Here is a 5,203-nt window from a genome sequence, read left to right as displayed (position 1 = left end):
TGATGGGGGGTTAATTGATTGGGGAGAAGCGGAAGCTATACCCTACGGAGCTGGTAAATCACCCCTGATAGCAGCAGGATTCCATGCCCTTTATAGTCTCGACGGAATAGAAAGTCTTCTGGTCTCCAATCACAAACTAGGTATAATCGTGATTCAATCCTATACTCGCTACTTAGATGGTAGCGGTCGTCCTAAGCACTTTGGTCGTGAATTTTTCCACCGTAAGTAGTCTACCGTAAGTAGTCTTTAGATTTAAAAAATGTAATAGTCTTCTGGTGTCAACGCCACAAACAATAGACAAAAACAATCTTAGGAGATGTGAATAGGATGAAATCCCAGGAAGTTTACGGTGAAACTCAGAATTCTCAACCTGATAGCAATGCTCAAATTGACTTAAGTACCATACTCGGTACATGGATCAATTCTAATCAACAAACCGAGTGGATTAAAAAATTTACTATAACTCAGCAGGGCGAGCAGGTGTTTATCGATGCTTATGGTGGTAATTCCCCAGAATATTGGGGCAAAGTTGAGGTAACAACCTATGTAGACAATCTCGGTCAAACAGGCTTCAGTGCCCAATATAATCTTGATGGAGTGGAAGCATTATTAGCATCTAATACTAATAAAGGTTTGTGCATTATTGCTACTTTTCTCAAGTTTAAGAATGGCGAACGCCCTAATTTTCTCAGTCGCGAGTTTTACTTTAGTATAAAAAGCTTAGATGAATAGGTAAATTTTATAATGGGAGTATACTCCCTAATTTAAAATGGAAGAATTAAGCAAAATCAAGCTAAAAATTCCTATTGTTTTAGGGAGTTGCCGCATTGGTCGGGAAAGTCTCAAAGTAGCGAAATTTATTTTAACAGAGCTTGTTAAGCAAGACCGAATAGACACTGAACTGATTGACCTGGGTGAGTATAAGTTACCCATGTTAGAGGAGCGATTACAGGATAGCTCAAATCCTCCTGATAATGTCCTACAGTTTTGCTCCAAGCTGGGTCAATCAGATGGGATATTACTGGTTACTCCTGAATACAAAAATGGCTATCCTGGAGTATTAAAAAATGCCCTGGATTATCTGGAACCCCAGGCTTTAAAGTATAAACCTATTGGTATATGTACCGTGTCTTCTGGGAGATTTGGCGGACTTGATTGTTTGGCGCAGTTACGATTAGTCTGTCTGGCTTTAGGTGGGTTACCAATTCCAGATAAATTGCCTGTTGCCAATGTGAAGGAATTATTTGATGACAATGGTAATTTGTATGACTTGAGATTTAAAGCCAGGCTGGAATCTTTTATGAATGAACTGGCTTGGTATACCGAGGCGATGGTTAATCAAAAGCGCTACGTTTCTTTGTAAAAAAGAAGGGGAGTGTGGGGCGGGGGCGCGGGGAGTGTGGGTGGCGTGGGAAGATAATAGGAGATAATAGAAGATAATAAGAGATAAAATAAGATAAAAGAAGATAATAGCTGACAGCAGTCATTTTTTTGGTTGTATCAGCGCGATTGGGCTAAATATCCCGATTCCCGATTCCCGACTCCCGATTCCCGACTCCCGACTCCCGACTCCCGACTCCCGACTCCCGATTCCCGATTCCCGAGTCCCGACGAAGGCTAATATAAACTTTTATAACAAAAACTTGATTTCAATACTGACAGGCTGTCATACTCACTTTTGTGAACTATTCTTTCGGTAATGAATTTATGAACCATTTATACCTGTTCCTACGCAGGGTAGTGATTGTGTTCTTAGTGAGCACGCTTATGGCTGTCAGTACCTTTACAGGGAAAGCTGTCGCTGTGGGTGAGGGTGATACTGTACGACCTTTTGTCAATGTATGTACACTTAGGCGTCCAGACCCAAGCGAAGATCAGCCAGATTTTAAAAATCCGCCATTTGCAGATGCGGATAACGGTCCAGTTACTTTACGTGCAACTCAGGCCGATTTCACGTTAGAGGGAAATGGAAAAGGAGAACAAACTTACCAAGGCTACCTCTACGGAGCTAAATACACTAAGAGGGATGGGACAGTACTAAATGATGAGCAGCCGCTAAGCTATACGCCACCTGTGATCGAGGTGTCTCCTAGTCAGGAGAGGGAAGTAGGAGGAAAAAATATAATAGTTGATAACAACTTAAACGTAGACCTCATCAATGACTTACCAGTAAATGTTCAATTGGCAGGGAAATTACCACAAACAAAAGAAAATTTAGAGAGTGTATCTCAATACACTAACCTTCATTATCATGGCTTCAACGTATCACCTTTACTGGGTGCTGATGATGTTTTGGTGGAAGTTCACTCTAACGTGACACCGAAACCAGAAGAAATCCCGCTACCAGAGGGAAACCCTCTAGTAATAATAGATAATGATCATAGCAACCAGGTAACGCTTGCTCCTACAGGGAATACTCAAACTTATGATTTGATACCTGTTACCCCACTTGGTCAGACAACACCTGATTCAACCACTGGCACAAGCGCAAACCTTCCTGGTGGTTATTATCCGGGTGATAATCCTTCAAATTCTACATATGGTTCGATAGCTGATTACAATATGGGGTTCCTGATTCCAGACATCCATCAGTCTGGACTATTTTGGTATCATTCCCACGCCCACTCAATGAGCGATAATCAGGTTCGGGGTGGTCTCTCAGGTGGCATTATTATCAAGGGGAATGATGAATATTACGAACAATTTGCCAAACCTGTAGCAGCACTCCAAGCACAGATAAATGTTCCACTAGAGGCTGAATTTGAAGCAAACAGCCTTGAGCCACAAATAGCTCAACAGGTGATGACGTTTAAGGACTTTAATGATGTTTTAGGCACAGGGAAGGAGGATTGTTTCGTTCTCAATAGTCAAGTCAACCCAAAAATAACAATAAAGCCTGGAGAGATTCAGTTATGGCGCATTGCCAATATAGGGGCGGATCGGTACATGAATATTGCCCTAGAAAGTATCAAAGATCCAGGTTGGAGTAATACACTAAATACTACCGAATTGAATATAACAGATGCTTCCATAGAAGTGGATGAGCAAAATGGTAATATAAATGGTACTATCTCGTTTAATAAGATCAACTTGTCTGCATCGAATCAAGGCAGTTTAGAAGGTATCAATGCTACTAATGTAACTGTAATTGATAATTCAAATATTACAGATGTTAAAATAACAAGTGCAGATTTGAATGAAATAGTAATAAAGGCAGACGGAAGTATAAGCGGTAAAATAAAAAAAGCTAAAATAACAGCTTCTTTATCAGGTTCCCCAGCCGAAAATGTTCAATTAAAAGAAGGAAGTTTTATTGGTAAAATAACTAACATCTCAGACATACAAGATTATGCAATACCCAAATTTACTCAACCCTGGGGTAACTCAAACTTTTATATCTTGGCCCGTGATGGTGATGTTGTTGCAAATCCAGTAGCAACTAACTCAGTTCTATTACCACCTGCTGCCCGAGTAGAGCTTCTTGTAGTAGGAGGTCCAAAAGGTAGCACATATAATCTAGTTTCTGACCTTGACACCGACTTGACCACAAAGCAGCAACAGTGGGTTAACCTAGGAAATCAAAAAAGCTACTTGCTAGCAACTGTTGAGGTAGAAGGGGATGATGTTCAAAGTTACACATATAAACCTGACGGATCGACTGTGTCTGTGTGTGAAGATGGTTCTACAGGAGAAACTTGCAGCGACAACGAAAATACAAACTTAGATTACTTCATCAAAAATCAGGAACCATTGAAAATAGACAAGATACTGCCAGATCCTGATGTAGTAGCTAAATTGCCCTCATGTAATGAATTAGATCAACTAACAGTTGATCAGAAGGATAAATTGAGAGAATATCTGAGAGAATATCTGAGAATTAAGGAAGTTCCTGATCAAGAATTGGAGGAAAAGGTGCTCTATAAAGCTTGCATAACTCCATCAAATGCGTATACAGATCCACGTACCCAGAAACGTTACTTCTATTTCAGCTCAGGCGATGGTAAGTTTTTTCTAAAAGGATTTGAAACGCAAGCAGAAGCACATTTGGTACAAAATCCAGACAATCTAATTGATAATGAAAAAATCAAAGAAGTATTTGATGGAAATCGGATCGATAAAATTTCTAACGTGGGAGATATAGAAGAGTGGCATTTGGTCAATACAGATGATAATCCCCACGTTTTCCACATACACCAGCTTGATTTCGTAGTGACTAAGGCTACTTTTCCTGTTCCTTCGTCGGAGGCTGTTCCCGAGACATACAATAATTACCAGGTAGATAAAGGATCTTGTGATGATAGTGAGGTGACTCTTCCTTATCGTAATAATCATCCTGATTTTGATCCCGATCAAGGTGGTGATTCTACCAAAGAAGTACCTAAGGGACAAGAATGTAACCTAAAACCCCAAGGATATCGAGATGTAATTAACTTACCTCCACACAGCGTAACAACAGTTCGTATTCCCTTCGTAAATCCCTTCATTACAGGTGTATTTGTCTATCACTGCCATATACTAGCACATGAAGATCGAGGCATGATGCATAATCTGAAAGTGATCAATCCAAAAGCATTTAGCGAATTAAACCTGAAACGATTGAAAGGTATTTCCAAAGGAATAATAGACTTTCTTGGTATAGATGTGCATGTGGAGGTAAAAAATTAGTGATTTTAACCCCCGAAACTTTGACTACACTGTAGCCAAATCACTACATCTTTACCACTACCGAGGTGGGGCTGTGAGATATAAGCTGAAATCCTTACTGGATAATAATTTTAGCCCATAATTTACTTCAGGTGCGACCCGTGGGGAATTTAATTCCCCACGGGTCGCACCTAAAATATACATTCTGTTTTGGGCTGACTTTGGACGTAGTTATAAGGGTTTGAGCTTCCAGAAAATGACTTGAGGGTTAATTTGGGACTGTATCTTCCATCAGCCTATTGGCATCAAAGCCTTATAGAGTAAGCTTTTTGGGGCTCATGTCACCCCCTCAGTCTTCAACCTATCTTTTTTTGTCATTTATCTCAATCCCTCTTCCCACCTAGTCTACAGGCCAGATTGTCGCCCCCCCAGGACAGTGAGATGTACCCGGTGCCTAGAAGCCGGGGAATTTTTTTGTGGATGAGTCTTGACTTGAAACTTTCCAATTTTGATGTATCATCTTTTTTAGGAACCAATTTTATGGAGCAGCTAAGTGTTT

At 40.3% G+C, this 5,203-nt stretch carries 4 protein-coding genes and 1 pseudogene; all 5 read left to right on the top strand.

The features are described from left to right. A pseudogene (locus F6K38_RS34665) lies at window positions 1-229 on the top strand (hypothetical protein); the annotation flags it as partial. A gap of 98 nt (window positions 230-327) precedes the next feature. Beyond that, the gene (locus F6K38_RS34660; protein WP_287265632.1) at window positions 328-732 is read left to right on the top strand and encodes a hypothetical protein; all 405 of its coding nucleotides are present in this window, start codon (window positions 328-330) and stop codon (window positions 730-732) included. Between the two features lie 37 nt (window positions 733-769). After that, window positions 770-1,363, top strand: coding sequence for an NADPH-dependent FMN reductase (locus F6K38_RS34655; RefSeq protein ID WP_287265634.1), 594 nt, complete (start codon window positions 770-772; stop codon window positions 1,361-1,363). A 132-nt stretch (window positions 1,364-1,495) separates the two neighbouring features. Then, the gene (locus tag F6K38_RS34650; protein WP_287265635.1) at window positions 1,496-1,621 is read left to right on the top strand and encodes a hypothetical protein; all 126 of its coding nucleotides are present in this window, start codon (window positions 1,496-1,498) and stop codon (window positions 1,619-1,621) included. Between the two features lie 146 nt (window positions 1,622-1,767). Continuing rightward, entirely contained in the window at window positions 1,768-4,665 is a 2,898-nt protein-coding gene (locus tag F6K38_RS34645; RefSeq protein WP_287359642.1) for a multicopper oxidase domain-containing protein, read from the top strand. The last annotated feature ends 538 nt before the right edge of the window (window positions 4,666-5,203 follow it).

The organism is Moorena sp. SIO3B2 (assembly GCF_010692525.1).
In the GTDB taxonomy this organism is placed as follows: Bacteria; Cyanobacteriota; Cyanobacteriia; order Cyanobacteriales; family Coleofasciculaceae; genus Moorena; species Moorena producens.
Note: the sequence above shows the minus strand (reverse complement) of the source record. Positions and strands in the feature narration are given on the sequence as shown.

Excerpts from the sequence above, each read along its gene's own strand:
- F6K38_RS34655 (WP_287265634.1), top strand. The coding sequence starts at position 770 with ATGGAAGAATTAAGCAAAATCAAGCTAAAAATTCCTATTGTTTTAGGG.
- F6K38_RS34660 (WP_287265632.1), top strand. The coding sequence starts at position 328 with ATGAAATCCCAGGAAGTTTACGGTGAAACTCAGAATTCTCAACCTGAT.
- F6K38_RS34645 (WP_287359642.1), top strand. The coding sequence starts at position 1,768 with ATGGCTGTCAGTACCTTTACAGGGAAAGCTGTCGCTGTGGGTGAGGGT.